This is a genomic window from Bacillus cereus group sp. RP43 (genome assembly GCF_040459645.1).
GTDB classification, from domain to species: Bacteria; Bacillota; Bacilli; order Bacillales; family Bacillaceae_G; genus Bacillus_A; species Bacillus_A mycoides_C.
The window spans coordinates 1,367,073-1,392,405 of the sequence record NZ_JARVHQ010000001.1 but is presented as its reverse complement, the minus strand read 5'-3'; the positions used below and the strand labels follow the sequence as shown (position 1 = coordinate 1,392,405).

The following is a 25,333-nucleotide window of genomic DNA, read 5'->3' as shown; positions in this document are numbered from 1 at the left end:
ATAAAAATGAGTCCAGTAAAGGAGGTTTGTTCATGTATCCATATTATCAACAGATCCCAGTTCGTTCAGCACCTATTGGCCCAGCAGGCGACTCACGCTTCTTTCCATTTTTCGGGGTTCCATTTCTAGCTGGAATTGCTGGAGGGTTAATCGGTGGAGCATTAGCTTTCGGCCCTAGACCGTTTTATCCGCCTTATCCACCGCCTTACCCACCACCTTATCCTTGTTACGGCGGGCCTTGTCAACAACCATACTATTACTAATTTAAAACAACGATTCTTCCAAATATTATTCTCTCAATGAACCGACGCATCATACGCTTATAATAAAAACTATTCTCTCTACTCATTCTTCCATTTACGGAACATATGAGTAGAGAAAAAAATAAAAACCTCTTAATTTCGATTAAGAGGTTTTTACTTTTTCTCTATTATTCAGCGTCTGTATTTTGATACGCCATCTTAAATAAATTCACTTGGCTATCAATTTCTTCTGTACTACTATTAATTATATAATAATAGTCACCATCTTTATTTTGTTCACGTGTTTTCACATTATCAGCTAAAATCAGCTGTAAAATTGCCTTTATTCTCGCTTTCATTTCAATATCTAAAATTGGGAAGGATATTTCTACTCGTTTTTCCATATTTCGCGTCATCAAATCAGCTGAAGATAAATATATTTTCTCATCTCCATTATGATGGAAATAATAAATACGGCTATGTTCTAAATATCTTCCAACAACACTAACTACACGAATATTTTCACTTACATTCGGAATCCCTGGCCTTAAACAACATGTCCCTCTAACAATGAGCTCTACCTTCACCCCAGCTTGTGATGCTTCATACATTTTTTTTATTAACGGTTTATCTGTTAACGAATTCATTTTAGCGATAATATATCCATTTCCATATTGTCTATGATAACGGATTTCCTCATCTATTAACTCCATAAACTGCTCTCTTATATCAAACGGGGCAACAGATAAATGATGAAAATGCGGTTTTTTTGTATAACCACTCAAATAATTAAAGAAATTTGTTGCATCTACACCAAAGTCTTTTCGCGATGTAATATATCCAAAATCGGTATACAACTTCGCTGTTGCATCATTATAATTTCCGGTCCCAAGATGTACAAACCTTTCAATTTTCCCGTTTCTTCTTCTTACAACTAACGTAATTTTACTATGCGTTTTCAAGTGACTTACTCCGTAAATAACGTGACATCCGGCCTGTTCCAATTCTTTAGCCCAATGAACATTATTCTCTTCATCAAACCTTGCCTTTAACTCAACCAATACCGTCACTTGTTTTCCTTTTTCGGCTGCTACCTTCAACGCCTGAATTATTGGAGAATCTCCACTTACACGATATAATGTTTGTTTAATCGCAAGTACATTCGAGTCATCTGCCGCATCACGAACAAAATCAACGACTGGCTGAAACGACTCAAAAGGATGGTGTAATAAAATATCATGTTCTATCGCTTTTTCAAATACATCTTCCTCATCACCTAAATCTTGAGGAGGTTGTGGAATAAGAGCTGGATATACAAGATGTTCATATAAAGGCGCTAATTTTTTATATAAGGAAAATAAACATGTTAAATCTAACGGTCCATCCATCATGTACACATCTTCATCTTTTACTTCCAACACTTCATACAATAACGCTAGCACTCTTTCATCAATGTGTTCTTTACCAACTTCTAAACGAACGGCAGCTCCCCACTTACGCTTTTTTAATTCTTTTTCAATTACTTTTAATAAATCGCGTGCACCTTCTTCATGGATTGTTAAATCCGCATTACGTGTAATGCGGAAACGAGTAACAGGTGATACGTTATATCCTGTGAATAATTTATGGGTAAAACCACTAATTACATCTTCTAATAAAATAAATTTATGTTTTTGTCCTTCACTCGGTAAAAATATGAAACGCTCCAGTAAAGAAGGCACTTGGACAATTCCTAACTTCGTGCGATTTTCTTCCTCTGCCTGCTTCTCATCGTATAAAATAGTAGCTAAATTCAAGCTTTTATTTAATAACATAGGAAATGGACGATACGCATCAATAGCTACAGGAGTTAACACTGGAAAGATTTGTTCATCAAAATACTCTTCGATAAATCCCCTCTGCTCTTTCGTCAAATCATGGAATGTTAGACGCTCAATCCCCTCTAGTTCAAGCGCTGGCAATATGTAACCTTTAAACGTATCGTACTGTACAGTCATTAAGTCATGCGCTTTTATCGCAATCTTATTTAACTGTTTCTTCGGTGTTAAACCTGCTTTATTTTCTGGCTGATTAAATCCGGCACTTACTTGATCTTTCAAACCTGCTACGCGCACCATAAAAAACTCATCTAAATTTGAACTGAAAATACTAATAAACTTTAATCTTTCTAAAAGTGGATTATTTTCATCTTGCGCTTCTTGTAGTACACGTTCATTAAAAGCTAGCCAGCTCAACTCGCGGTTATTATAATACGCTGTATCATTTAAATTTACTAAATTCCCCTTTAGCAATTCCATTCTCTTCACACTTCCCTTTGAAACTTTTTCACTATAATTTAGTTACTTTTATTTTATCAAATTACAATATTCCAAAGTGTTAATTTTTCGTAAAGACATCCGTACAACTTAACGTTTTGATTCGAATGATAAGTGAATATTTGTTTTCAATACTCTTTCTAGCTGCTTTTTTTGTTTTTCAGCTTGTACTTTTTCCGCTAATGCCGATTGCTCACATACAATTCTAAACGTTAATCCTTCTTTACTTTCTGTTATAGATATCGTTTCAACAAGCGCTCTTTGTCTCACATTTAAAGCAGCTGAAAATTGCAAAACAGCTCCTAATAGCCGGATTTTTTTTTGTTCATTTTTATCAAACCATCCTTCAAATGGGGCTAAATGTTGTTTAAATAACATTTTTGATTTGTACGAAGCAATAAGTGCTAATCTAACTCGATCTTTATGCATCATACCATCAATTGTTTTATTCGCTAGTAAATAAAACGTATGTAAGCGGCTCGCCTCTTCATCAATGTACTTCCCTATATTAAATACTTTCGCCGCTTGATGGAATATTTCCCAGTCTTTTTCCGACATAGAAATAAGTCCTGATCCTTCAAGTTGTTTACAAATCAATGTTCCTTGTTTAATAAGTTGAATTACAAATTCCATATCCATTTCGTATTCATATGATAATAAATATAAACTTTCTTCTACTACGTTCGGATAGTAAAAAATCCCCAAATCTTTCGCTAATTCTTCATAAAAAACACCTTCTCTTAATCCTTTTTTACTCAATACAAATGACGGTGCCTCTATAAGGTTAACAAGCATATGAAAGACTTCGATCGCTGGAATAATTGTATCTGCTCGATCTTTCGCTAACCCCTCCATCTTTTGAAGCTCTATGAACGATAATTCTTTTAATTCCTCTTTTACATGTTTAATATCTTCTTCTTTCATTTTGTATAAATGTAATCCGGCTATAGGATAACAAATTAAATTTTGATGGATTTTTACCATATTCCTCGCACTCCCCCCAATTGCGATAAGGGGTAATTTTTTATCGATTAACCACGGTAGCGTTCGAAATTGATACCATAAATAGTTTTTTATTTCCTCTAACTCTTCTGTAGTAGGAATATCCCCTTGAATAAATTGTTGCTTTAAAGAAAGTGCTCCAAAAGGAAAGCTATGATATTCTAAAATTTCTCTATTTCGAAAGTATGTAACTTCTGTACTCCCCCCACCAATATCAACTGTAATTCCTTCTGAAAATGAAGTGGAATTCATAACTGCTAAATAACCGTAACGCGCTTCCTCATATTCTGATAAGACTCTAAGAGTAAAATCTGTTTGCCCTTCAACAAGTTTTTTAATTTCAACTTGATTCTCAGCCTGTCTAATTGTTGCCGTTGCAACACAAAGTACATGATGCAGCTTATGGAATCGTGTACTTTCTTGAAATTGAAATAATGTTTGTAATAATACTTCTATTCCTTCTTCACTTAATACACCATTTACTAAATAATTTCTTAACCTAGCGACCACTTTCGTATTTTCAATCTCTTTATAAAAACCCCCGCTTTGTTTTTCATAAATAACTAAGCGCATTGTATTAGAACCAATGTCTATAATGGCATATTGTAATTTTAATATTTCTTTCAAACTTCTCACTCTTTCATTATCAAATTTCTGAAACATATTCTATCACTATTATACAAAATAGTTGTTTTTTGTAACAATATTGCTTTAATATTGAAAATATATACAATTACTTTTTGCATATAATAAAAACCCATTTTATTTATGCTATAATAAGGAAAAATTGAAAGGAGAGTCAATATGAAACCTTCACAACCACAATCTCCATTGCATAATCAACATTCTATTAATAGACTAGCTCAATCTATTTTCGTTGTGAATCGTCATGCTAAAGCTGCAACTAACCCTAAATACTTATATTGGTTAAAAAAGACTGCTTTAGAACGCTTAATTACTGAAAAAAAGGCTATCAAAGAAGGATTACATTTTTCTAGAAATCCACGTTTTAGTCAACAACAATCCGATGTTCTTATACGTTTAGGTGATTATTTTTTCCATATCCCTCCTACGAAAGATGATTTTCGCACCCTACCGCATCTTGGTCACCTTGAATCCTCCTATCGAAATCCGAAAACAACCTTATCTTTAACAATAGCAAAAAAAACACTTCAAGATTATATTGGTCCTGAAGCATTAAAACAAGAAAAAAAATTAAGCGAACCAGTTCCATGGTATAGCCGTACCTATACAAAAAAATAAAACAGTTTGGCCTAATATTAGGCCAAACTGTTTTATTTTTTATCTTCCTTAATTTTAATATTCGCTTGTTTATAGAATGCAACTTTTTCTGTATTATATGATTTCGTATATTCATTAAACTTATCTTTTTCTGTCTCAATATCTTTATATGCTTGGTTTACTACCTTTACTTTCTCGCTAATATCTTTTAATTTTGTACCTTTATCTTGTAGCATTGTATATAATTCTTTTTCTTGCTTTAAAGATTTATTATAGCTATCGTACATCTTTTGGAATGAATCATGTCGTTTCTCATAGGTACTCTTTACTTTATCCGCCTGTTCTTTTAATTTATTATCTTCAATTTTCTTCACATGCTTATCAGCTGACTTCACTTCTTCTTGTGCTTTATTTAACGCCTCTTTTTCTTTAATAAGAACTTTTTCTCGTTCAGCTGTATTTTTCACCGCTTGATCAAGCTTATCCTTAACAGCCTGATTATTATCTTTTCCTTCTTGGACGATTTGATTATATAATACTTGACCCTCTTTCTCTAATGACTCTAATTTTTTCGCATCTTCAAACATTGTTTTTTCTTGCTTGGCAGCATTTTCAAATGCAACATATAGCTCCTCTTCTGGTTTTGGGCCAAAACAACCAGCTAGTAAAGTCATTGATAATGCAGTTACAATTGCTAATTTATTATATTTCAACATCTTTTCCTCCTATTAATAGACGACCATCGTGCCAAAAATCCCATGAAAAACATGTAACTTCGTTATCTATTTCACGCTCGCATCTTTTTACGAAGATCATCAATAATTATTTATACTGCTTGTACAATTTTCGTACTTGAAATTATGTAATGTCTTAAAACATAAAGGTATTTGCCTTAATCTTACCCACTGCAAGAAATACTATAATGTTTCACCTGATAAAAGATCTTCTTTGACCTCTCACGTCTATCATTCCCTTTCTCACTTTCTATCAAATAACCTCTTTGTCCATTTTACATAGTGCAAAGGTGACCTCGCAACTCTTACAAAGATTCTTTTAATTTCTTAAAAAGGAAAAGTGTAGAGCATGTTTTCCTCTACACTTTTAAACTGAAAACATTGTGCAAAATGCATTGACACATCCACACACAATTATATGCTGTTTTCATATATTTTTAAATACTTTTGTTACAAAAAAAAGTTTTCTTGTAACAAAAGACAAAAAAATGTTACAAAAAAATCTTTATATCATACTTCTTCAAATCAAAGTTTCATTCATGACTTTGCAAGTTTCTATAATTATACAATTGGTTTTGTGCCTTTCTAAACAAATCTTCAAAAGTTTTCCCTTCTATCGGATAACTTGCAGCCCCAAATAATAGTGTGACACTTAATAAATCATTCGCTATTTCATTTTGAATATTTTTGATTAATCGATTTGTTATTGTTGACTTTTCATAGCCATTATCAACAGCTACGATCACATATTTATTTTCATCCCACCTTGTAACTACATCGCCTTTTCGAACTGTCTTTACAATTGTACGTTCTACTCTTTGGACTAGCTCATCTAACTTTTTTTCTTGCACTGTATCCTTTAATACATCCCATTCTTTTACGGAAAGAATATACACTGTAATATTACGAGAATCTCTTTCTGATAAAGCAGCTACCTTCCCGAAAAAATCAACGACAAAATCGTTATTCGTCATTCCTCCTAATTCACTATTCACACGCGTATTCGCTCTTTTATCGTACCAATGTCCAAAATAATAGCTTAGTATCATTTGCAATATATAAATAATAAAGACGGTAAAAAACGATCGCGAATCTAGCTTAGCAATTACATCCTGAAGTGCAATCCATTCTGTAACCGCAACTGTGTTTCCAAGTAATAATCCACTAATTTTCCCTTTATGTTTCATACTCTCCCCCCTTTTTATACTAATATATGCTTCTATAACAATAATGTTTTTCTACAAAATAAAAAATGTACATATCTAATGTACATTTCTACTTAAGCTTGTATACCTTTTCTATTTTATTTCATATATATACTATATATCGTTTTTAGAAAGGAGTGACCTATATGCTTCAAAAAGAAAATCTATCAGATATTATGCGCTTACTAGCTGGCTTTTTGTTATCATTAAAATTACTATTTAACTCTTTCGGGATAAACTTCATTACAAACGATCAAATTGACGCTATAGTAAATATTATTTCATTTCTATTCATTCTATATTTTGGATACAAAAATAACTATGTTGGAAAAAAGGGAGTGGAACAAAAAAAATTACTCAAGAAGCACAATCTTCATTAAAGAAGGAACCTTTCGCACAGGTTCCTTCTTATCATTTTCTGACAACCACTTCATTTGTTTGTAGCGGTCCATATGATACTCCTTTATATTGAAATGTATATGTAGCCTGAAATAATGAATTGGGAGGAGCTTTATCTTTATTTGCTTTTATTTGACAAATTAATTCTACCTTTTCACTCGGCGATAAATTATCGATTCGCCACCTTACAAGCTGAAATAAAAACTCACTGATTCCCTTATCTGCTTTTAAAGAGTTTGGGATATACGCAAAATAATCACGAATCATATGACTTACAACTACTCGCGAAATGATTTCAACGCCTTTATTTTCAACTTCAAGTCGAATAATTAGTATGTCATTAACATCATAGATCATCTCATATGAAAATTTTTCTTTATACATACTACGGATTTGCAATGTGACTGCTACATTGGATGCTTCCGTTTCCTTTTTAGAACCATCAATCCACAAAACCGGCTGTAACGGTATAGAAAACCTTCCTTGATCCGAAATTCGTTTCCATATTTTCATAATATATTCACCTCATTCCAGATATATCATCTATACAACTTTATTCTGCCTCTCGATGCAATAAACTACACTTAGAAAAAATATTGAGCTTGTTACAAACCATATTAAATTTTTCTTTTCCTTTTATCCTATTCGACAATATAAAGAAAAAACCATTTTTAATAGGTTGACACAGGTTATTCTTTATTAAATATTTTTTTACAATTTCCTTCCTTGACTACATAACAAAATAAATTCTTACTCTCTCTTTTGGTCAATATAATAAAGTGAAACTTTAATCAGTGGGGGTTTTGTCCATCCCCCACTGATTATTAGCCTTCACCAATCGGGCTTTTACCGACAGTTAATCTCCTACCTAACTTCCTCGCATTCGCCAAATTTTGGGGTGGGAGTCTTACTGCCCGTTAAAGCGGGATAAAATACTTTGGCTTAAGAAAATATTTACCTTTTAGTCAAATTTGACTATAATATAATCTATGATTTCCATTCTTTATATCATGTAAAATCAATTTTTATAAATAAAGAGGGAACGAAACAAACTGTACACAAAGGTTTTTATTCACTACATCTAAAAACTTAAGTTAGTTTAGTTTTTATTAAAGGAGGGCTACTTTTGGAAGCACAACTATCAAAAAACGATTCAAGTAAAACAAAATTTGTTGTTGCTGGTTTACTACTTGGTATTCTAATGGCAGCAATGGATAACACAATCGTCGCAACTGCGATGGCAACGATTGTCGGAGACTTAGGAGGGTTCGACAAATTCGTTTGGGTCACATCTGCCTACATGGTAGCAACAATGGCCGGAATGCCTATTTTCGGTAAGCTGTCTGATATGTACGGACGGAAACGCTTTTATATTGGCGGATTAATTCTCTTCTTATTTGGTTCTGCACTTTGTGGGACAGCATCAAGTATTGAACAACTAAGTATTTATAGAGCCATTCAAGGAATTGGTGGCGGCGCTCTTATGCCTATCGCATTTACAATTATGTATGATATATTCCCACCTGAAAAACGCGGAAAAATGACCGGACTATTTGGTGCTGTTTTCGGAACATCTAGTGTTTTCGGACCTTTATTAGGTGCTTACATTACAGATTATATAAGTTGGCACTGGGTCTTCTATATTAATATTCCATTAGGACTTATTTCCTTCTTCTTCATTACTAAATACTATAACGAGTCTCTAGAATATCGAAAACAAAAAATCGACTGGGCCGGTGCCATTACACTTGTCATTAGTATTGTTTGCTTAATGTTTGCTCTAGAACTTGGCGGTAAGGAGTATGCATGGGACTCTAATGTGATTATTGGTTTATTTTCAACTGTTGTTATTATGCTTATTATTTTCTTCTTCGTAGAAAGAAACGCAACCGAGCCTATTATTTCTTTCCACTTATTTAAAAAACCTTTATTTGCAGCTAGCCAAGGTGTTGCCTTTTTCTATGGCGCAGCTTTTATCATCTGTACAGTTTATATTCCAATCTTCGTTCAAGGTGTTCTCGGTGGTTCAGCCTCAAATGCTGGATTAATTTTGACACCTATGATGGTAGGATCTGTAATTGGAAGTCAAACTGGTGGACAGTTAGTTTCACGAACAAGTTATCGTAACATCATGATAGTATCTGGAGTTTTCTTCGTTCTTGGTATTTATTTACTAAGTACTTTAACTATGGAAACACCTCGCAGCCTCGTAACAATGTTTATGGTGCTTGCTGGACTTGGAGTAGGATTCTCCTTCTCAGTTTTAAGTATGGCATCTATTCACAAACTAGAAATGAGAGATCGGGGTTCTGCTACATCAACGAACTCATTCTTCCGTTCCCTTGGAATGACCCTTGGCGTCACGATTTTCGGTACGATTCAAAATCATGTTTTCACTGATAAATTAAAAGCAGTCTTCCCTCCTGAACTAGCAAAAATGGCTCCTAAAGGTGGCGACACAAGCTTTTTATTATCACCAAATGCTACTGAAAAGCTACCTCCTGAAGTACTGAGCGGAATTAAGGAGGCTCTTGCAACATCTATTGCTAATACATTTTTCTGGGCACTTATCCCAGCTACTCTAAGTATAATTTGTATTTTACTTATGGGAAATGAACGTCTTTTAACAGGACCGAAAACAAAGCAAAAACAAAAACAAGTAAGCTAATATAGAAAAACGAAACGGTATATCCCTTTATGTAAGAGGATATACCGTTTATAATATATATAAAGTTTCTATATACAGGAGTTGAGACAGCATGAGCATGAAGTTAGTCATTCTCGGCTTGTTACTTGAAGGAGATAAACATCCATATGAAGTGCAGCACATAATGAAAGAACGACAAATGGATTGTTATATTAAATATGCCAAAGGATCGCTATACTACGCCTTCGAGCAATTAGAAAAACAAGGTGCGATTAGCGTTACTAATATTGTTCGAGATACGAATAGACCAGATAAGACGATCTTCCATATAACTGAAGAAGGAAAAGGGCTTTTCCACACCTTATTATTAAAACAATTTGAAGCGAAAAACCAAATATATAAACCTATTTATTCTGCGCTCTCTTTCGCTCACTTTAGCGACGAACAAGCACTAGTTCCCATTTTGGAAAAAAAGAGAGATGATACAGTGCTATATTTACATACAATGCAAACGATATACGATCATAATAAACAACTAGTTCCTCGTGCTCAACTATATATTCTACAAAGCGTCATTGAGCATATTAATGTTGAATTACGTTGGCTAAACACACTCTTACAAGATGCAACTGCAGGTCGCCTTTCAGAAATAGGTGTAGATAATGATTAAGTTTTTCTAAAAGAGGTGCCTCCTCTTTTAGAAAAACTTAACACTATAATTATTCCTCGCAACTCAAAACACCCTCATTTTAATAATAAATAACCATTTAAAATTCTTAATTTTATGAATAAAAAGAAATAAAAAAACTTTAGAATTTTCTTATTTTAAAACAGTGGACAAAATTCCGAAAATTGTGTTAGAATTTGTTTCAATATCATATCGCTTGTTAAATTCCTTTCAAAAGGAAAATAGGTACACGAATATTTCACTTCGTGTTTAAAAGGGAAGTTTGGTGAAACTCCAACACGGTCCCGCCACTGTAAATGCTGAGATTTCTTTTTTGTGCCACTGTGAAAACGGGAAGGTGAAAGAAATTATATGAAGCATAAGTCAGGAGACCTGCCTATTTTAACAACACTGATAGACTCACGGATGATGATGAGGTGTTAAGAACAAGAAGGAAGGCTTATTTTTCTATGCCTTTATGCTTTTTGTTATAGGTATTTCCGAGTAAACGGAAATGCTTACTTTCAATTAGGGAGGAATTTAAAATGGCAATTCAAACAAGTAACTTAGGTTATCCACGTATCGGACTACAACGAGAGTGGAAAAAAACATTGGAAGCTTTTTGGTCCAATAAAATTGATGAAGAACAATTTTTAACGACAATGAAAGAAATTCGCCTTCAACACGTCAAAGTACAGCAAGAAAAAGGAATTGAATTAATTCCAGTTGGCGATTTTACATATTATGACCACGTTCTGGATACGGCCTACATGTTAGGATTCATCCCGTCACGTTTTTCAGAGTTTACCTCTTACCTTGATGTATATTTTGCAATGGCACGCGGCTCTAAAGATCACGTTGCTTCTGAAATGACAAAATGGTTTAACACAAACTATCATTACATTGTTCCTGAATATGAAGAAGGATTACAAATCTCTTTAAAAGACAATCGTCCTCTTCGTTTATATGAAGAAGCGAAAAAAGAGTTAGGCGTTGATGGAAAACCAGTTATTTTAGGCCCTTATACATTCCTAAAACTAGCAAAAGGTTATAACGAAGAGCAATTTTCCACTATTTTAAAAGAGCTAGTTGCACCTTATGTACAATTATTCTCTGAATTACACGCAGCTGGAGCACAAATTATTCAAGTTGACGAACCAATCTTCGCATCTTTAACAAAAGATGAAATTAATCAAGCGAAAGAACTTTACGAAGCTATTCATAAAGAACTTCCGGATGCTAATCTTCTTCTACAAACATATTTTGATAGTGTAGAAGAGAACTATGAAGAAATTATTACATTCCCTGTTTCTGGTATTGGATTAGACTTTGTTCATGGCAAAGAAGGTAATGTAAATGCTATTTCAAAATATGGATTCCCAGCTGATAAAATTTTAGCTATCGGTTGTATAGATGGCCGTAACATTTGGAGAGCTGATCTTGATGATGTACTTTCTTTATTTACAACATTACAAAATCAAATCACAGCAAAAAGTTTAATTGTTCAACCTTCTTGTAGCTTATTGCATACTCCAATTGATAAAACGGAAGAAACTCACTTAGCAAGTGAATTATTTGATGCACTTGCATTTGCTAATCAAAAATTAGAAGAACTAGTCCTTATCCATTCTGCTCTTACTAAAGGTGTAGAAAGCATCAGTAGCGATCTGACAACATATCGTAATGCACATCATGCAATCCGCTCATCAGCTGCACGTAATCGTGAAGATGTAAAAGTGGCACGTACATCACTTAAAGAAGATGATTTCTCACGTCCTCTTCCATTTGAAAAACGATATGAACTACAGCAAGTAGCTTTACAATTACCGTTGTTACCAACAACAACTATCGGTAGCTTCCCGCAAACATCTGAAGTTCGTCAAACACGTAAACAGTGGCGTAACGGCGATATTACAAATGAACAATATAATCAATTCATTGAACAAGAAACTGCTAAATGGATTCGTTACCAAGAAGATATTGGTCTTGATGTACTAGTACATGGTGAATTCGAAAGAACTGACATGGTGGAATATTTTGGAGAAAGACTTGCTGGTTTCTCCTTTACTAAAAACGGATGGGTACAATCATACGGTTCTCGCTGCGTAAAACCACCTGTTATTTATGGTGATGTTGCCTTTATAAGTGGAATGACTATTAAAGAAACTGTATATGCACAAAGCTTAACAGAGAAAGTAGTAAAAGGTATGCTAACTGGACCTGTCACTATTTTAAATTGGTCATTCGTTCGAAATGATATTTCAAGAAAAGAAGTTTCATATCAAATTGCATTAGCACTTCGTCATGAGATTGAATTACTTGAATCTTCCGGAATTAGAGTAATCCAAGTCGATGAGCCTGCACTTCGTGAAGGTATGCCGTTAAAAGAAAAAGATTGGGATGCATACATTACATGGGCAGTTCAATCATTCCTTTTAGCAACATCTTCTGTAGAAAATGAAACACAAATTCATACTCATATGTGTTACAGTAACTTCGAAGATATTGTAGATGCAATTCGCGCGTTAGATGCAGATGTTATTTCTATCGAAACATCAAGAAGTCATGGAGAATTTATTAATACATTAAAACATACAACATATGAAAAAGGAATTGGTCTAGGTGTATATGATATTCATAGCCCACGTGTCCCAAGTAAAGATGAAATGTTCACAATCGTGGAACAATCTTTACAAGTATGTGATCCTAAATATTTCTGGATTAATCCAGACTGTGGTTTAAAAACACGAAGAACTGAGGAAGTTATACCTGCTTTAGAGCACATGGTTCAGGCAGCAAAAGACGCTCGTTCTCTCCTAACAACAAACGCATAATAAAAAACGTGTTATCCTTCAAAAAGGATAACACGTTTTTTATTCTACACTCTCAAAATAGAAGTCGTATTGTACTTTATATAATTCATCGTCTGTTGGCTCTTCAAGAGGAGTTGCCTGCAAGACTATCATATATTCCCCGTTCGGAATAGGAATATGCAATTTATTAGAAAGAATACTTGTTATATATACTTCTTCATTCTTTACTGTGAAAGGAACTGATATCGTTCTAACCACTTCTTCTTTCTCAATATGATTTCCGCAAGTAACTTCCACTTCACAAGTATAGTCAGAGATTGCTTCAAAAATAATAGCTCCATCCACCTCAGCATATCCTCTTTCAAAATCTTCAGGAGTCCAATCTACATAAGGCTGCTGACCATCATAATTCATTATCATTAATTGCGAATATGAAATTGTTAATTCCATAACTATCCCTCTCCTCCACTATGAAATGTATACTAGTTACTATTTCACTTCAAATTTCACACGCGTACCATCTGGATATTTGTCTAGCTTATTCCCTACCCAAGAACCTGCACCACGGTTATCTGCTGGACTTATATATTCAATATGAGCTCCTTTTCCGCCTTCCTTACACATCGCCATCGGCCATTCATCACGGTCATAACCTTTCTTCGTCGGATATGGCGCTAACGATAGTTTCCTTCTATCCGCTGCACCATTACGATCAATTGTACACATTTCTGAATGCCCTTCTTTTATAGCATCCGTTATATGTTTCCCGGTCTCTGGATATCGTTCTTTTGGGAACTCTAGAATTTGATCATACGTAGTTGTTTTTTTAGTACTTGTCTCCTCTGGCACAAGTACTTCATATACCGCTACCAAAAGAGAAAGAATTGCAATAATTGAAATGATAATACCTTTAAATTGCTTCATGTGTACCTCCGTGTTCCTACCAATTTCTTTTCCTCAGTTATTATAACAAACTTCTTCTATGTATGTTCTCAGACATTATTTTAGCTCTTCCTCCCCATTCCGCCAAAAACATTCATTTTTCCTCATCTTTTCACTAATGCTGTAGAAAACTAATAACCTTCCGACATTCTTTTTCAAAGGAAGTCCTCATAAAAGATTGAAATGATATATACGATACTTTTTGGGGAGGAACTATCATGGAAGCTATGTATAAAACGAAAGATGTTACAAATAAAACAGGTATCCCAAAACATATAGTCCGAAAATATAGCCAACTCTTAGAGGAACACGGTTATATCATTTCAAAAACAGCTGATGCTCGTATTTATAAATTGGATGATTTAAAACTATTGAAATCTATACATGAAAGAGCTGCTACATTACAAGAAGACATTTCAGAAACAATACCTATTATTTTAAAAGAAAAAGAGGCCCCACCTGTACCTATTATTCAAGATAAACAAGAAGTGCAACCAAAAGAAGATGGGCGTAATTTTGAGGAGTTCATGTTAAAACTTGAAATGCTTGCTCAATTAAATGAAGCAATTATTCATCAAAACTCTACTCTCATTACACAAAACCGTTTAAAAGACGAGAAATTAGATGAACTAATGCAACAAGTTTATGTAAAAGAAGGGTCTCAGGAAAAAATGTTACAAGAGCTAGTTGTTCACGCCGCTCAAACAGATGCACTCCAAAAAGAAAAGATGGACTTATTAATGAATCATATGTATAAGCGAGAATCCAAGCAAGAAGAAAAAATGAATAAACTTGTCAATCAAATTTACAATAAAGACAGCAACCGTGATACACAACTTATGCAAGTTATTCGTGAAATTCAAGAAACAAAAAGATTAGTCGCCGCCTCAAAAGAGCAAAGCTTCTTTCAATCATTTAAAAGTTTATTCGTTCGAACAAAACAAGAAAAAATAAATGAATGAAACTTTGTATATTTTTCTGATGTAAGATAAAATAAAAAGTTACCTTCTACCGGTAACTTTTATTCCTTATATCGTACAGCTGGCAATATAATAATAGCTTCAGTTCCTTTTCCGCTTTCACTTTTATATTCCAATGTACCATTATGCGCTTGTAAAATACTAAACGTTACCATAAGACCTAATCCTGTTCCTTTTTCTTTTAAAGAATAATACGGTTGTCCAAGCCTTACTAACTGTTCTTTTGTCATTCCAACACCACTATCTTTAACTCTTATTATTATCATTTCATCTTTTTGAATAGCTGTTACTTTTAAATACCCTTTGTTTCCTTGAATTGCTTCAATACCGTTTTTAACGACATTCATAATAGCTTGCTTCAATTTCGTCTTATCGCCGATAGTATAAAGGCTCTCAGAAATCTCAACTTGCAAATAAACGCCCTGCATCGCTGCAAATGATGACATAAGAGTTGTCATTTCAATTAATTGTGCTGATAAACAAATATGTTCTTTTTTTTCAATTTGAGGCCTTGCTAAATTTAAATAATCTGAAATAATCTGTTCAGCACGATCCAGTTCAGCTAATACGAGACGCATATAATCTTTGTTTTTTACGTCTTCCGTACTCTCTAGCAATTGAATAAACCCTCGTACAACAGTGAGAGGGTTTCGAACTTCATGTGCAACACTTGCAGCTAACTCACTTACAATATTAAGTTTTTCTGATTTTTGCATTTCTGTACGCAATAATGCATTTTCATTTAAATACTCAGTCAAATACACTTGAAATACCATTGTCATAACCATAATAAGTGATGCAAATATATACCCACTATATAGATTAGATATGTACGGTGTAAAACCTGTTTCTAAAAGGACATTCAACATCCCGACTACTAATGAAACAAGAACATAAAATGATGCAATCATAAAAGCTAATATTAGCTTCTTATCTCTTGAAAAAAGAGACCATTTCTTTGACAAAAACAATGGAATTATCGAAAGAAATATAACTTCTACGATAGGCAACCAACTGAGCCCCTTAAAAATCCATTCATATGCAACAAAAATAATGGCAGGGATGAGCCCAACAATCCCACCATATAAAAAACCACTCACAATTGGAATTGGATGAAAATTGTATCCGCAAACGGTACCAAAACAAATAGAGTATGTCATGGAGAGAACGAGTGTAACGCTAGATAAAAACATAATAAAGTAGCGATTAGGCTTCGGAAGCATTCCTTGATAACGATTTAAACGAATCGCTTCATATAAAAATAGTGGTAAAATAATGATGGCAATTTGGATCATTAAATCACGAATCAGCTCCATAGCCTCTCATCCCCTATATGTATTTTGATATGATTATATCATTTTATAAGTCTATTTGTTTTAAAATTTTGATTTTTCTTAACATTTTTGTTAATTATTTGTTAACAACTAATAATAAATGTTACAAATTTCCGAAATGATTGTAAACCCTGTACCAAATTTCCTTCGTGCAGTATACAATGAATACGGATTACAAAGAAAATAAAAAACACTTCACTAGACGGACAACTATCGCAAAATACAGCATATAATCCATACTATCTATGTTTACAAATAAGTGATCATTACTTTAGTAGGAGGAAGATAAATATGGCGGGTACTACGCTTGTTTTAAAAGAAGAAAATTTGGTTGTGCTAGAAAACGTTGAAAAATCAGTATACGAAGAATTGCAACATAAAGCAGGGGACGAAGACTGTACATGTGCTGTAAATGAATCCGTTGTCCATCTTGGCAAAGTATCTTCCGTACTTTGGAACGAAGATGAAATAGATTGGGAATACGGTTATTAAAAAGTCGCTTGCAGCGGCTTTTTTTGTGTTTATGCGTAAACAAATGGAGTGAAACTTTAAGTAACTCACACAGCTTATACTCTTATGGACATTTGAATCCTCACATAAATTCTTACTTCCACTGAATTTTAAGATACGATTCTTATCTTTCACAAATAGCCGGGGAAATTTTATAAACAAAGCGTAATAGTTAAAAATATGATAAAATGAACTTAATTTTCAAACGGAAGAAAGGGAGATACAATGGAACAATTCATTAATCCTAGAGTGAAGGACATCCAAATTTCTGGAATCCGTCAGTTCTCTAACATGATTCAACACTATGATAATCTCATCTCTTTAACAATTGGGCAACCCGATTTCCCTACACCTTCTCTAGTAAAAGAAGCTGCTAAACGGGCCATTACAGAAAATTATACAAGCTATACACATAACGCTGGTTTATTAAAATTACGCGAGGCGGCTTGTAACTTTGTAAAAGATAATTACGATTTACACTATTCACCTGAAAACGAAACCATCGTTACAATCGGTGCTAGTGAAGCGATTGATATTGCATTCCGAACAATTTTAGAGCCAGGAACGGAAGTGATTTTACCTGCTCCTATTTATCCAGGTTATGAGCCTATTATTCGACAATGCGGTGCAACACCTATCTTTATAGATGTTCGTGAAACTGGATTTCGTTTAACAGCTGAAGCTCTGCAAAATGCAATTTCAGAACGAACAAGATGCGTCGTTTTACCATATCCATCTAATCCGACTGGCGTTACATTGCCAAAAGAAGAATTAGCAACGATTGTATCTGTCTTAAAAGATAAAAATATTTTCGTTCTTTCTGACGAAATATATAGCGAGCTAGTATATGAAGGACAACATACATCTATCGCTCAATTCCCAGAAATGCGTGACAAAACGATTGTCATTAATGGCTTAGCCAAATCACATTCTATGACAGGATGGCGTATTGGATTTTTATTTGCTCCGGATTATTTAGCAAAGCATATTTTAAAAGTTCATCAATATAATGTGACATGTGCGAATTCAATCGCACAACATGCTGCAATTGAAGCGTTAACAGCTGCTAAAGATGCACCGAAGATGATGCGCTATCAATACAAAAAACGCCGTGATTACGTGTATAATAGACTCATTCAAATGGGTTTAACGGTTGAGAAGCCGACAGGTGCATTTTATTTATTCCCATATGTTGGACATTTAACATCTTCATCATTTGATTTTGCACTTGATCTTGTAAAAGAAGCTGGGCTAGCCGTCGTTCCTGGAACCGCATTTTCTGAATATGGTGAGGGTTATCTTCGTCTTTCCTATGCTTATAGTATCGAAACTTTAAAAGAAGGCTGTGACCGTTTAGAAGCCTTTCTAAAGCAAAAAGCTAAGAGTTAAACTCTTAGCTTTTTGTTGCATACTGATCACAAGTTTGACGCTTCAATAATTTATGCGGAATAATAATGCATTTTGAAGTAGACTCAGAATGCTCTACCTTATCAACTAAAGCTTTTGCCGCTTCATACCCTAATTGATAAATATTCACATCAACTGTCGAAAGTGGTGGACTAGCAATTTCTGATAATAAAGCATTGTTAAAGCTTACAATCGAAACATCTTTCGGTACAACAAATCCTTTTTTAGAAAGCGCACTTAACACGCCAAGTCCAATTAAATCATCCGTTGCCATAATTGCCGTCGGTGGTTGCTTTAGTCCCATTAATTCCTCAACAGCCTGTTGACCACTCTCTCTTGAAAAATCAAAGTGTAAAATATACTCTTTCGGTAATATAATATCTGCTAGTTTCAAAGCATCACTCATTCCCGCCAAACGATCTCTCGTTACAAGTAAATCTGATCCACCGCCGATGAATGCGATTTGTTTATGGCCTAATGAAATCAAATATTCCGCTACTTCTCTTGCTGCTGTATAATTGTCATTATCTACATATGTAATTTCATCTTTTCGATCATATGGTTTTCCAATTAATACAAACGGGAAATTTTGATTATGCAAATACTGAATAATCCGGTCATTTTCTCTTGAATATAAAAGAATAATTCCACCAATTTGACGCCCTTGTACCATCTTTACAACACCATTAAAAATTTCTTCTTCCGTTTCACCTGTCGACATATAGAGTGCATACCCTTCCATATGTGCAAATGAGCTAATTCCTCTTATAACTTCTGGAAAGAATGGGTTTTGAAAAGCTTTACTTGCTGAGCTCGGCATAACGAGCCCAAGTGTTTTCGTTGTTTGATTTGCAAGGTTTCTTGCATTTAAATTTGGGTGATAGCCTAGTTCACTCATCACTTTTCGAACACGACGCTTTGTCTTTTCACTTATACTTGGATTATCAGCAATTACACGGGAAACTGTCGATGGTGCAACATTTGCCTTCTTCGCCACATCTTTAATTGTAACTGTCATAAAAATCCCCCCTCTCACTTCTCTGCCATATTTCATATATTGTTATCTTGCAATCGGTGCAAGTAATAGGAGAAGTCGTAAACTTTCATCACTTTATTCTATCTTGCAAAAATCATCTTATTCTCCCTCTCCATGTATTGTAAGGGATATAGCTCTTTTTTCCTATACTATAATATACTATTTATTTCACATTTTTTCACATTTAATGTCAAATCTCTTTTCATCTCCCTACAAAGGCTTTTATAGAGAGATGAAAAGAGAAATGGGACGTAATGTCCCATTTTCACCCTTTCGTACCTCCAGCTGTTAAACCAGAAATGAAGTATTTTTGTAATGATAGGAATAAAATTGAAATTGGTATTGCAATTAATACTGAACCCGCTGCAAACGTCGTAAATTCATTACCAAATTTTTTCGCTACCATTTCATATAATCCAACTGCTAAAGTGTAATTTTCCGGCGTGCGTAAAATAATACTTGCTAAAATGAAATCTGTAAATGGACCGATGAAAGTGAATAATGCTACAACCGCTACGATTGGCTTTGCAAGCGGCATAATGATTTGCCAAAAAATACGGAAGTGTCCTGCTCCATCCATGCGGGCTGACTCATCCAACTCTTTCGGAATCGTATCAAAATACCCTTTCATAAGCCAAGTATTCATCGGAATTGCTCCACCCACATAAATTAAAATTAATGCAAGATGTGTATCAATTAATCCTGTTAACTGCGCTAATACGTATAGTGCGATTAACGCCGCAAAGTTCGGAATCATTTGTAGAATTAAAAATGTTAATAAACCATTTTTTCTTCCGACAAAACGATATCTCGAAAATGCATAAGCAGTAAAGCTAATTGCTAACACCGAAAAAATCATCGTCATAACACTAACTTTTAACGTATTTTTATACCAAAGTAAGTACTTACTTGAATCAAGATCAAGTAGCTTACGATAATGATCTAACGTAGCATTTTTCGGAATAATGCTAGAACCAGACAAACTATCTCCTGGATTAAACGATGAACCAATAATCCATAGTAATGGATAGAAAATAATCGCACACATTATGAAGATAACCAAATAACTTAATGAAAGACGTAACATCTTTTGTCGTTTAATATTCATTTACATCATATCCTCTTCTTGGAATGATTTTGTTCTCTTAAATTGCCATAACGCAACTGTAATAACGATTAACGATAAAATCATTGTAAGAGCTGCTGCTTTTCCGTACTGCGCTGAAGTCATCGTTAACTTATAAATCCATGAAATTAAAATATCCGTTCCACCTGCATCTTGCCCCGCTACAGCAGGACCTCCGCCGTTAAATAGATAAATGATACTAAAGTTATTAAAGTTAAACGTATATTGTGTAATTAAAATTGGTGCTGTTGCGTATAAAACAAGTGGCAATGTAATTTTGCGGAACTGTTGCCAAGCAGTTGCTCCATCTACTGTAGCCGCTTCGTATAATTCTCCTGGAATCGATTGCAATATACCTGTTGTCATTGCAAAGACGAATGGGAAACCGAGCCACGTTTGGATCATAATTAAAGCAATCTTCGCCCAAAACGGATCTGTCATCCAAGCAATCTTTTCAATCCCGAATAAAGCTAATACTTGATTATTAATTGCTCCAAATGTTTCATTAAACATACCCGAGAAGACAAGAATAGATACGAACGCGGGAACAGCCCACGGTAAAATGAAGATTGTTCGAATAATTGCCTTACCTTTAATACCAGGCTGATTTACGATAATTGCTAAGAAAATACCAAGTGCAACTTGTAATGTTGTTGCAACAAATGTCCAAATGACAGTCCAAGAAAATACACTTAAAAATGTCTCTCTCCACATTGGTAATGTGAAAATATCAATAAAGTTTTTAAAGCCCACCCAATCTACTAATTTAGCTGGAGGAGAGTGATATAAGTCATAGTTCGTAAATCCAATTAAAATTACAAAAATGATTGGAAATACAACTACAAAGATAAGTAATAGAAATCCTGGTGAAACCATTAAATATGGAAAACCTTGATCTAATAAGTTACGGTATTGCTCTTTTACTGAGTTTAATGGTGTTCCTATATCACGTTTCTTCCCATTTTGGTATGCATCATATAAGTTAATTCCATATATCCCCAAACCGAACGCTATGACGATAAGTGCCAAAATTCCTTCTACTAATAGAAAGACAGAATGGTCACGTGGAACTTCTGTACCGAGCGTTACAATTCCCCATAATCCCATATTTAACAAATCAGCAAATGCTACAATAAATGAACCTGTTAATACTAGAAAAATAAGACCTTTTACAAATTGTTTATTATATATTTGGCCCATGCCTGGAATAATAGATAACATGGTCGCCATTTTCCTATGTTTCGAACCGTTCATATCTTTCATTGGTTCCATAGATGTTTGCATGTTCCTTCCCCCTTTTTTCTTCCTACTTGGAAGGGAGAGAATTCGTGCCTCTCATATTAGAGGCACGAACTTCACCTTATTTTTTATTACTGTGGTTTGCCTCAATATTTCCTTTAATTTGTTTCACTGCACTATCAAGCGCAGATTTTGGTGCCTCTTTATCTGTAACAACTAACTGAAGAGCGTCTCCAGCTGGTTTCCATACTTCTTGCATTTCTGGAATATTCGGCATTGGAATTCCATTTTCTGATTGAGTTGCAACTGCTTTTGCAGCTTCATTATCTTTAATAATTGGATCTTCCATTACTGATTTTACTGGAGGAATTTCTTTTGTCTTCTCAAATCGAATTTTTGCATTTTCTTCATTTGTTACCCACTCAGTGAACTTTGTAGCTAAATCATTTTGTTTAGAGAAGCTTGTTACATGCCATCCTTTTACCCCAACAAATGTTTTCATCGGTTGACCATTTGGTAATTTCGGCATTGGAGCAACACCATAATCAATTCCGTTCTTTTCCATCGCTTGGAACGCCCACGGTCCGTTCATAATAGATGCTGCTTTTCCTTCATTAAATAATCCATCAGCAGCAGGGCCACCAGATTCACCGATAATACCTTTCGGGAATAACTTTTCTTTGTACCATTTTTGAAGGTATTCAGCACCTTGTACTGCTCCGCTATTATTTAATCCAACATCACTCGCATTTGGCTTTCCGTCTTTCTCACCAAATACATATCCGCCCATACCTGCCATAAACGCGTTAGCAAAGTAGAAGTTATCTCCTAATGTTAAAAATCCGTACTTGCCATCCTTCGTAAAGTCTTTTGAGAAGTTAAACAGCTCGTCCATCGTTTCTGGTGCTTTTTGCATTAATTTTTTATTGTAAATAAAAACTGGTGTTTCAATTGCTTTTGGTAAACCATATAATTTCCCGTTGTATGTCTGTGCTTCTATTGATAAGTCAGTGAATTTACTCTTCACAGCATCATCTGCTTTTACTTCAGAAAGTAAGCCTTCTGTTACTGCATTTCCGATTTGATCGTGTGGCAATGTTACAACATCTGGTCCCGTCCCCGCTGGTCCATCAAGACGTAACTTTTTCACTTGATCTGTCATTTGCATTTCAACAACTTTTACTTTTACTTTATATTTTTCCTCAAAGCTTTTCACTGCTGGTTCTAAACCAACACCTTTTTTATCATCTTCCCAAACGAGAAGATCATAGTCTTTCTTCGCTTTACTTTCCTCTTTTTTCCCTGAATCTTTCGGTCCACATGCAGATAACATGCCGATTGACAATGCTGAAATCGTTAATAGTGATAATGCTTTCTTCATCCCAAAAACCTCCCTAAATTGTCTATGTACCTCTTCAATTGAAAACGTTTGCATTTAATAGTTTAATAGAAGCGCAAACAATATCTAAATCTATGAAAACGTTTGCGCTATTTGTCTATCATTATACATCCTTTTATTCATTTTGCAAATATTAATTTTCAAAACAATCTTATCATACTCTTTATTCATTGACTTTTTATTCATTGACTTTATATAAAATGAATACTACTCTTATAAGCAATATTAAAGTTATGTGGAAGGCAATCGTTTGCAACATAATCTTTATTATTTCGTTTAAGGGAACTATATGTATAGAGATATTAAAGGGGGATTTTCTATATGCTTAAAGAAGCGATCTATCATAGGCCAAAAGATAATTATGCATACGCTTACGACGAAAAAACAATTCACATCCGAATACACACCAAAAGAGATGATGTTCACAACGCCGCTCTCATCTACGGTGATCCGTACGAATGGCAGGACGGGAAATGGATTACAGCTAGTACACCGATGAAAAAAACCGGATCTACTGAGTTATTTGATTATTGGTCCGTTTCAATCAAACCAAAATTTAAACGCTTACGTTATGGATTCGAATTAAAAAACGACGTAGAAACTTTTATTTATACAGAACGAGGATTTTTTTCTAATATCCCAAATGACGATGTCGGTAACTTTTTCTGCTTTCCATTTGTTCATGCAAAAGACGTTTTCAGGGCACCATCCTGGATTAAAGACACAGTATGGTATCAAATTTTCCCGGAACGATTCGCTAACGGGGATAACACATTAAATCCGGCAAACACCCTCCCTTGGGGAAGTACCGAACCAACTCCAACTAATTTTTTCGGCGGAGATTTTGCTGGTATTATTCAAAATCTTGATTACCTTGTTAAGCTTGGAATCTCTGGCATTTATTTCACTCCTATTTTCAAAGCTCATTCGAATCATAAATATGACACAATTGATTACATGGAAATCGATCCACAATTTGGGACGAAAGAAACTTTCAAAGAACTCGTTCAGGCGTGTCATAAACATGGTATAAAAGTAATGCTCGACGCTGTTTTTAATCATAGCGGATACTTCTTTGATAAATTTCAAGACGTGCTGAACCAAGGTGAGAATTCCGCCTATAAAGATTGGTTCCACATTCATGAATTCCCAATTATAACCGAGCCACTTCCTAATTATGATACTTTCGCATTTACACCGTATATGCCTAAATTAAATACAGCACACCCAGATGTAAAAGAATATTTACTTGAAGTAGGGCGTTATTGGGTAAGAGAATTCAATATAGACGGTTGGCGCCTTGATGTAGCAAATGAAGTCGATCACAGTTTTTGGAGAGAATTCCGAAGTGAAATAAAAGCATTAAATCCTGAAGTATATATTTTAGGCGAAATTTGGCACGATGCACTCCCATGGCTACAAGGTGACCAATTTGATGCTGTAATGAGCTATCCTGTTACAAACGCTCTACTTTCTTACTTTGCTAACGAATCCATTCATGCAAGTGAATTTATGAAACAAATTACCGATTCTCTACATTCCTACTCTATGAATGTAAATGAAGCGGCATTTCATTTATTAGACAGTCATGACACACCTAGAATTTTAGCAACATGTAACGGGGATAAAAATAAGTTAAAGTTACTCTATGTATTTCACCTTTCTTTCATCGGTTCTCCTTGTATTTATTACGGCGATGAAATCGGTATGGATGGTGGAATGGACCCTGACTGCCGCAAATGTATGATATGGGATGAAAAAGAACAAGATACTCTTTTATTTACACATATACAAACATTAATTTCATTACGGAAACAACATAAAGCATTTGGAGGAAATGGTACTTTTCAATTCATTGAGGCAAATGATGAACATAATTATATTTCTTATACAAAAACATATGAAGATGAAACTATCTTTTTCGTTTTAAATCCTACTAACAGTGAAGTTACAACTTCACTCCCTCTTCATATTACCAGGAAGAAAATAATTAACATTTATACAAACGAAGAATTTTCAGCGGAAGCAAGTGTATTACAAGTTACACTTCCACCGTATGGATTCTCTATTTTAAAATGGTAATAGTAAAAGCCT

22 protein-coding genes and 1 riboswitch are annotated in these 25,333 nt (G+C 34.3%); of the genes, 10 read left to right on the top strand and 12 right to left on the bottom strand.

What is annotated here, in order from left to right; translation table 11 throughout:
* Positions 1-32 precede the first annotated feature (32 nt).
* The gene (locus tag QCI75_RS07390) at positions 33-263 is read left to right on the top strand and encodes a hypothetical protein (RefSeq protein ID WP_353760166.1); all 231 of its coding nucleotides are present in this window, start codon (positions 33-35) and stop codon (positions 261-263) included.
* A 167-nt stretch (positions 264-430) separates the two neighbouring features.
* Here the strand turns inward: QCI75_RS07390 and QCI75_RS07385 are convergent, their stop codons facing one another.
* Complete coding sequence (locus QCI75_RS07385) at positions 431-2,539, bottom strand: polyphosphate kinase (protein ID WP_353760165.1); 2,109 nt, start codon at positions 2,537-2,539, stop codon at positions 431-433.
* Positions 2,540-2,647: 108 nt separating this feature from the next.
* Positions 2,648-4,222, bottom strand: coding sequence for a Ppx/GppA phosphatase family protein (locus QCI75_RS07380; RefSeq protein ID WP_353760164.1), 1,575 nt, complete (start codon positions 4,220-4,222; stop codon positions 2,648-2,650).
* A 141-nt stretch (positions 4,223-4,363) separates the two neighbouring features.
* Here QCI75_RS07380 and QCI75_RS07375 point away from each other — a divergent pair, with 141 nt between their 5' ends.
* Positions 4,364-4,822 (top strand): YkyB family protein, encoded by a 459-nt coding sequence (locus QCI75_RS07375; protein ID WP_002014827.1) that lies wholly within the window; start codon positions 4,364-4,366, stop codon positions 4,820-4,822.
* Positions 4,823-4,854: 32 nt separating this feature from the next.
* Here QCI75_RS07375 and QCI75_RS07370 read toward each other — a convergent pair whose 3' ends face one another.
* Both QCI75_RS07370 and QCI75_RS07365 read right to left on the bottom strand, forming a co-directional pair.
* Positions 4,855-5,517 carry a YkyA family protein gene (locus tag QCI75_RS07370; RefSeq protein ID WP_002014826.1) on the bottom strand — a complete coding sequence of 221 codons (663 nt, stop codon included), beginning with the start codon at positions 5,515-5,517 and terminating at the stop codon, positions 4,855-4,857.
* A 551-nt stretch (positions 5,518-6,068) separates the two neighbouring features.
* On the bottom strand, positions 6,069-6,722 hold the full coding sequence (locus tag QCI75_RS07365; RefSeq protein WP_144506703.1) for a diguanylate cyclase domain-containing protein: 654 nt from the start codon (positions 6,720-6,722) through the stop codon (positions 6,069-6,071).
* Positions 6,723-6,886: 164 nt separating this feature from the next.
* Between QCI75_RS07365 and QCI75_RS07360 the strand changes: the two genes are divergently transcribed.
* A complete protein-coding gene (locus tag QCI75_RS07360) occupies positions 6,887-7,120 on the top strand; it encodes an SPP1 phage holin family protein (protein WP_144506704.1) in 234 nt (77 codons plus the stop codon).
* Positions 7,121-7,151: 31 nt separating this feature from the next.
* Here the strand turns inward: QCI75_RS07360 and QCI75_RS07355 are convergent, their stop codons facing one another.
* Positions 7,152-7,652: a hypothetical protein gene (locus tag QCI75_RS07355; RefSeq protein ID WP_144506705.1), complete on the bottom strand. Its 501-nt coding sequence runs from the start codon at positions 7,650-7,652 to the stop codon at positions 7,152-7,154.
* A 613-nt stretch (positions 7,653-8,265) separates the two neighbouring features.
* Between QCI75_RS07355 and QCI75_RS07350 the strand changes: the two genes are divergently transcribed.
* From QCI75_RS07350 to metE, 3 genes are all read left to right on the top strand, one after another.
* Entirely contained in the window at positions 8,266-9,807 is a 1,542-nt protein-coding gene (locus QCI75_RS07350; protein WP_144506706.1) for an MDR family MFS transporter, read from the top strand.
* Between the two features lie 91 nt (positions 9,808-9,898).
* Positions 9,899-10,456: a PadR family transcriptional regulator gene (locus QCI75_RS07345; protein ID WP_144506707.1), complete on the top strand. Its 558-nt coding sequence runs from the start codon at positions 9,899-9,901 to the stop codon at positions 10,454-10,456.
* A 224-nt stretch (positions 10,457-10,680) separates the two neighbouring features.
* Positions 10,681-10,868, top strand: a riboswitch (cobalamin riboswitch).
* Between the two features lie 130 nt (positions 10,869-10,998).
* Positions 10,999-13,287 carry a 5-methyltetrahydropteroyltriglutamate--homocysteine S-methyltransferase gene (gene metE / locus QCI75_RS07340; protein ID WP_144506708.1) on the top strand — a complete coding sequence of 763 codons (2,289 nt, stop codon included), beginning with the start codon at positions 10,999-11,001 and terminating at the stop codon, positions 13,285-13,287.
* Between the two features lie 39 nt (positions 13,288-13,326).
* Here metE and comJ read toward each other — a convergent pair whose 3' ends face one another.
* Positions 13,327-13,716, bottom strand: coding sequence for a competence protein ComJ (comJ, locus tag QCI75_RS07335; RefSeq protein WP_002111536.1), 390 nt, complete (start codon positions 13,714-13,716; stop codon positions 13,327-13,329).
* A gap of 39 nt (positions 13,717-13,755) precedes the next feature.
* On the bottom strand, positions 13,756-14,190 hold the full coding sequence (gene nucA, locus QCI75_RS07330) for a DNA-entry nuclease (RefSeq protein ID WP_002014817.1): 435 nt from the start codon (positions 14,188-14,190) through the stop codon (positions 13,756-13,758).
* A 236-nt stretch (positions 14,191-14,426) separates the two neighbouring features.
* On the opposite strand from nucA, the gene QCI75_RS07325 reads away from it, so the two are divergent.
* Positions 14,427-15,170, top strand: coding sequence for a DUF3967 domain-containing protein (locus tag QCI75_RS07325; protein ID WP_353760162.1), 744 nt, complete (start codon positions 14,427-14,429; stop codon positions 15,168-15,170).
* A 59-nt stretch (positions 15,171-15,229) separates the two neighbouring features.
* Here the strand turns inward: QCI75_RS07325 and QCI75_RS07320 are convergent, their stop codons facing one another.
* A complete protein-coding gene (locus tag QCI75_RS07320; RefSeq protein WP_144506709.1) occupies positions 15,230-16,504 on the bottom strand; it encodes a sensor histidine kinase in 1,275 nt (424 codons plus the stop codon).
* A gap of 309 nt (positions 16,505-16,813) precedes the next feature.
* Here QCI75_RS07320 and QCI75_RS07315 point away from each other — a divergent pair, with 309 nt between their 5' ends.
* Both QCI75_RS07315 and QCI75_RS07310 read left to right on the top strand, forming a co-directional pair.
* Positions 16,814-17,014 (top strand): hypothetical protein, encoded by a 201-nt coding sequence (locus QCI75_RS07315; protein ID WP_000929276.1) that lies wholly within the window; start codon positions 16,814-16,816, stop codon positions 17,012-17,014.
* A gap of 243 nt (positions 17,015-17,257) precedes the next feature.
* Complete coding sequence (locus tag QCI75_RS07310; RefSeq protein ID WP_144506710.1) at positions 17,258-18,421, top strand: aminotransferase A; 1,164 nt, start codon at positions 17,258-17,260, stop codon at positions 18,419-18,421.
* 4 nt (positions 18,422-18,425) lie between these two features.
* Here the strand turns inward: QCI75_RS07310 and malR are convergent, their stop codons facing one another.
* The 4 genes from malR to QCI75_RS07290 form a co-directional block, all read right to left on the bottom strand.
* Complete coding sequence (gene malR, locus QCI75_RS07305) at positions 18,426-19,457, bottom strand: maltose operon transcriptional repressor MalR (protein ID WP_144506711.1); 1,032 nt, start codon at positions 19,455-19,457, stop codon at positions 18,426-18,428.
* A 283-nt stretch (positions 19,458-19,740) separates the two neighbouring features.
* A complete protein-coding gene (gene malD, locus QCI75_RS07300; protein WP_002160656.1) occupies positions 19,741-20,583 on the bottom strand; it encodes a maltosaccharide ABC transporter permease MalD in 843 nt (280 codons plus the stop codon).
* Positions 20,584-21,885: a maltosaccharide ABC transporter permease MalC gene (gene malC, locus QCI75_RS07295; protein WP_144506712.1), complete on the bottom strand. Its 1,302-nt coding sequence runs from the start codon at positions 21,883-21,885 to the stop codon at positions 20,584-20,586.
* Positions 21,886-21,961: 76 nt separating this feature from the next.
* Positions 21,962-23,221: an extracellular solute-binding protein gene (locus tag QCI75_RS07290; protein ID WP_144506713.1), complete on the bottom strand. Its 1,260-nt coding sequence runs from the start codon at positions 23,219-23,221 to the stop codon at positions 21,962-21,964.
* Positions 23,222-23,560: 339 nt separating this feature from the next.
* Between QCI75_RS07290 and QCI75_RS07285 the strand changes: the two genes are divergently transcribed.
* On the top strand, positions 23,561-25,321 hold the full coding sequence (locus QCI75_RS07285; RefSeq protein ID WP_353760160.1) for an alpha-glycosidase: 1,761 nt from the start codon (positions 23,561-23,563) through the stop codon (positions 25,319-25,321).
* Positions 25,322-25,333: the final 12 nt, after the last annotated feature.

What these genes read in the sequence shown, in the direction of transcription:
- malR (WP_144506711.1), bottom strand. Translation starts at nt 19,457, where the DNA reads ATGACAGTTACAATTAAAGATGTGGCGAAGAAGGCAAATGTTGCACCA.
- QCI75_RS07385 (WP_353760165.1), bottom strand. Translation starts at nt 2,539, where the DNA reads ATGGAATTGCTAAAGGGGAATTTAGTAAATTTAAATGATACAGCGTAT.
- QCI75_RS07315 (WP_000929276.1), top strand. Translation starts at nt 16,814, where the DNA reads ATGGCGGGTACTACGCTTGTTTTAAAAGAAGAAAATTTGGTTGTGCTA.
- QCI75_RS07310 (WP_144506710.1), top strand. Translation starts at nt 17,258, where the DNA reads ATGGAACAATTCATTAATCCTAGAGTGAAGGACATCCAAATTTCTGGA.
- QCI75_RS07355 (WP_144506705.1), bottom strand. Translation starts at nt 7,652, where the DNA reads ATGAAAATATGGAAACGAATTTCGGATCAAGGAAGGTTTTCTATACCG.
- QCI75_RS07320 (WP_144506709.1), bottom strand. Translation starts at nt 16,504, where the DNA reads ATGGAGCTGATTCGTGATTTAATGATCCAAATTGCCATCATTATTTTA.
- nucA (WP_002014817.1), bottom strand. Translation starts at nt 14,190, where the DNA reads ATGAAGCAATTTAAAGGTATTATCATTTCAATTATTGCAATTCTTTCT.
- QCI75_RS07290 (WP_144506713.1), bottom strand. Translation starts at nt 23,221, where the DNA reads ATGAAGAAAGCATTATCACTATTAACGATTTCAGCATTGTCAATCGGC.
- QCI75_RS07390 (WP_353760166.1), top strand. Translation starts at nt 33, where the DNA reads ATGTATCCATATTATCAACAGATCCCAGTTCGTTCAGCACCTATTGGC.
- QCI75_RS07370 (WP_002014826.1), bottom strand. Translation starts at nt 5,517, where the DNA reads ATGTTGAAATATAATAAATTAGCAATTGTAACTGCATTATCAATGACT.
- QCI75_RS07325 (WP_353760162.1), top strand. Translation starts at nt 14,427, where the DNA reads ATGGAAGCTATGTATAAAACGAAAGATGTTACAAATAAAACAGGTATC.
- malC (WP_144506712.1), bottom strand. Translation starts at nt 21,885, where the DNA reads ATGCAAACATCTATGGAACCAATGAAAGATATGAACGGTTCGAAACAT.
- malD (WP_002160656.1), bottom strand. Translation starts at nt 20,583, where the DNA reads ATGAATATTAAACGACAAAAGATGTTACGTCTTTCATTAAGTTATTTG.
- QCI75_RS07345 (WP_144506707.1), top strand. Translation starts at nt 9,899, where the DNA reads ATGAGCATGAAGTTAGTCATTCTCGGCTTGTTACTTGAAGGAGATAAA.
- QCI75_RS07380 (WP_353760164.1), bottom strand. Translation starts at nt 4,222, where the DNA reads ATGTTTCAGAAATTTGATAATGAAAGAGTGAGAAGTTTGAAAGAAATA.
- metE (WP_144506708.1), top strand. Translation starts at nt 10,999, where the DNA reads ATGGCAATTCAAACAAGTAACTTAGGTTATCCACGTATCGGACTACAA.
- QCI75_RS07365 (WP_144506703.1), bottom strand. Translation starts at nt 6,722, where the DNA reads ATGAAACATAAAGGGAAAATTAGTGGATTATTACTTGGAAACACAGTT.
- comJ (WP_002111536.1), bottom strand. Translation starts at nt 13,716, where the DNA reads ATGGAATTAACAATTTCATATTCGCAATTAATGATAATGAATTATGAT.
- QCI75_RS07360 (WP_144506704.1), top strand. Translation starts at nt 6,887, where the DNA reads ATGCTTCAAAAAGAAAATCTATCAGATATTATGCGCTTACTAGCTGGC.
- QCI75_RS07285 (WP_353760160.1), top strand. Translation starts at nt 23,561, where the DNA reads ATGCTTAAAGAAGCGATCTATCATAGGCCAAAAGATAATTATGCATAC.
- QCI75_RS07375 (WP_002014827.1), top strand. Translation starts at nt 4,364, where the DNA reads ATGAAACCTTCACAACCACAATCTCCATTGCATAATCAACATTCTATT.